The sequence below is a fragment of the Draconibacterium sp. genome (assembly GCF_041583095.1).
In the GTDB taxonomy this organism is placed as follows: Bacteria; Bacteroidota; Bacteroidia; order Bacteroidales; family Prolixibacteraceae; genus Draconibacterium.
Genome location: NZ_JBFHGM010000433.1, coordinates 1 through 2,302, shown reverse-complemented (window position 1 = coordinate 2,302; position 2,302 = coordinate 1). Strand labels below are relative to the sequence as shown.

General features: G+C 41.5%; 3 protein-coding genes. All 3 read left to right on the top strand.

What is annotated here, in order from left to right; translation table 11 throughout:
• The coding region (gene thrS, locus ABZB17_RS22260; RefSeq protein WP_372653831.1) for a threonine--tRNA ligase at positions 1–1,469 on the top strand (1,469 nt) is incomplete at its 5' end.
• Between the two features lie 15 nt (positions 1,470–1,484).
• Complete coding sequence (gene infC, locus ABZB17_RS22255; protein WP_320113702.1) at positions 1,485–2,051, top strand: translation initiation factor IF-3; 567 nt, start codon at positions 1,485–1,487, stop codon at positions 2,049–2,051.
• 80 nt (positions 2,052–2,131) lie between these two features.
• On the top strand, positions 2,132–2,302 hold a 171-nt coding region (rpmI, locus tag ABZB17_RS22250), incomplete at its 3' end, for a 50S ribosomal protein L35 (RefSeq protein WP_372653833.1).

Here is a 2,302-nt window from a genome sequence, read left to right as displayed (position 1 = left end):
TGATCAGCGAATTGGAAGACGGAACCATTACCTTGTACAACCAGGGAAATTTTACTGATTTATGCCGTGGGCCACACTTGCCAAACACCGGCTATATTAAAGCCATAAAATTAACTGCAATTGCAGGTGCTTACTGGCGTGGCGACGAAAAAAATAAAATGCTTACCCGTGTTTACGGGGTTACTTTCCCAAAAGCAAAAATGCTTGAGGAATACCTTGTAATGGTGGAGGAAGCAAAAAAACGCGACCACCGGAAAATCGGTAAAGAAATGCAATTGTTTACCTTTTCCGAATCGGTAGGACAAGGTTTGCCGTTGTGGTTGCCAAAAGGAGCACAGTTGCGCGAGCAGCTGGAGAATTTCCTGAAAAAAGTACAAAAGAAATACGGTTACGAGCAGGTAATGACACCACATATTGGCGATGTGAAGTTGTATAAAACATCCGGTCACTATGAAAAGTACGGAAAGGATTCGTTTCAGCCAATCACCACTCCTGCAGAAGGAGAGGAGTACCTGTTGAAACCGATGAACTGTCCGCACCACTGCGAGATTTACAAAGCCTGGCCGCGTTCGTACAAAGATCTGCCGGTTCGAATGGCAGAATTCGGAACAGTTTACCGCTACGAAATGAGTGGTGAGTTGCACGGGTTAACACGTGTTCGTGGTTTTACTCAGGACGACGCTCACCTTTTCTGCCGTCCCGACCAGGTAAAAGATGAATTCAAGAAGGTAATCGATATTATCTTTATCATTTTCAAAGCTTTGAGTTTTGAGAATTATACTGCACAGATTTCGTTGCGCGACCCGAATAAACCAGAGAAGTATATCGGATCGCCTGAAAACTGGGACAAAGCAGAGCAGGCCATCATTGAAGCTTGTGAAGAAAAAGGCTTAAATACCGTAACTGAGCTTGGCGAGGCTGCATTCTATGGTCCAAAACTTGATTTTATGATCAAGGATGCATTAGGACGCAGCTGGCAGCTGGGAACTGTTCAGGTGGATTACAACCTGCCCGAACGTTTTGAACTGGAATACATTGGCTCTGATGATAACCGTCACCGCCCGGTAATGATTCATCGCGCACCGTTCGGGTCGATGGAACGATTTGTGGCTGTGTTGATTGAGCACACCGCCGGTAAGTTCCCATTGTGGCTTACACCCGAGCAAGTGGTAGTATTACCTATCAGTGAAAAGTATAACGATTATGCTAAAAAAGTTTCAAATCTTCTAAATATTTCCGATATTCGCACCGTCGTTGATGATCGTAACGAAAAGATTGGTAGGAAGATACGCGACAACGAATTAAAACGAATTCCTTACCTGCTGATAGTTGGAGAAAAAGAAGCAGAGTCGGATTCCATTGCTGTGCGCCGACAAGGCGAAGGCGACAAAGGAACGATGGCCATACAGGAATTCGCTGAATTTATAAATAAAGAAGTAAGAGATCAATTATCAGGATTGTATAACTAACTTAAGGAGGAACGCATTATAGCTATTAAAAGAAGAGGTCCGAGAAGAAAATTCCAGCCACGTAAAGAGCAGGAACCGCAACACCGGATAAATCACAAGATCAGGGTGCCACAAGTACGTTTAGTGGGTGATAACATCGAAGAACAAGGTGTTTACCCCTTACGTGATGCACTAAAATTAGCAGACGAGATGGAATTGGATTTGGTAGAAATTTCGCCAAAAGCCGATCCACCGGTTTGTAAAATTATTGATTATTCGAAGTTTCTTTATCAGCAGAAAAAGAAACAAAAGGAGATGAAAGCAAAAACCACAAAAGTTGTGGTAAAAGAAATACGTTTTGGTCCGCAAACTGATGAGCATGACTTCCAGTTTAAACTGAAACATGCTGAAAAATTCCTTCAGGACGGAGCAAAAGTTAAAGCGTTTGTATTCTTTAAAGGACGTTCGATCTTATTTAAAGACCAGGGCGAAATTCTATTGCTGAGACTGGCAACAGAATTGGAAGAATGGGGAACGGTTGAGCAAATGCCAAAACTGGAAGGAAAAAGAATGACAATGTTTATTTCACCTAAGAAGAAATAAGTTTCGGTTAACGAAACTTGTTTCGTGGTGTTAAACCAATATAATAAAGTTCTTTGATAACATCTTAATTAGTAGGAATTATGCCAAAAATGAAAACGAACTCCGGTGCTAAAAAACGTTTTAGATTAACCGGAAGTGGTAAAATTAAAAGGAAGCACGCCTACAAAAGTCATATTTTGACTAAAAAAAGTACAAAACGTAAGCGTAATTTGACTTATTGGACAACAATCGATAAGACAAACGAAAGCAAC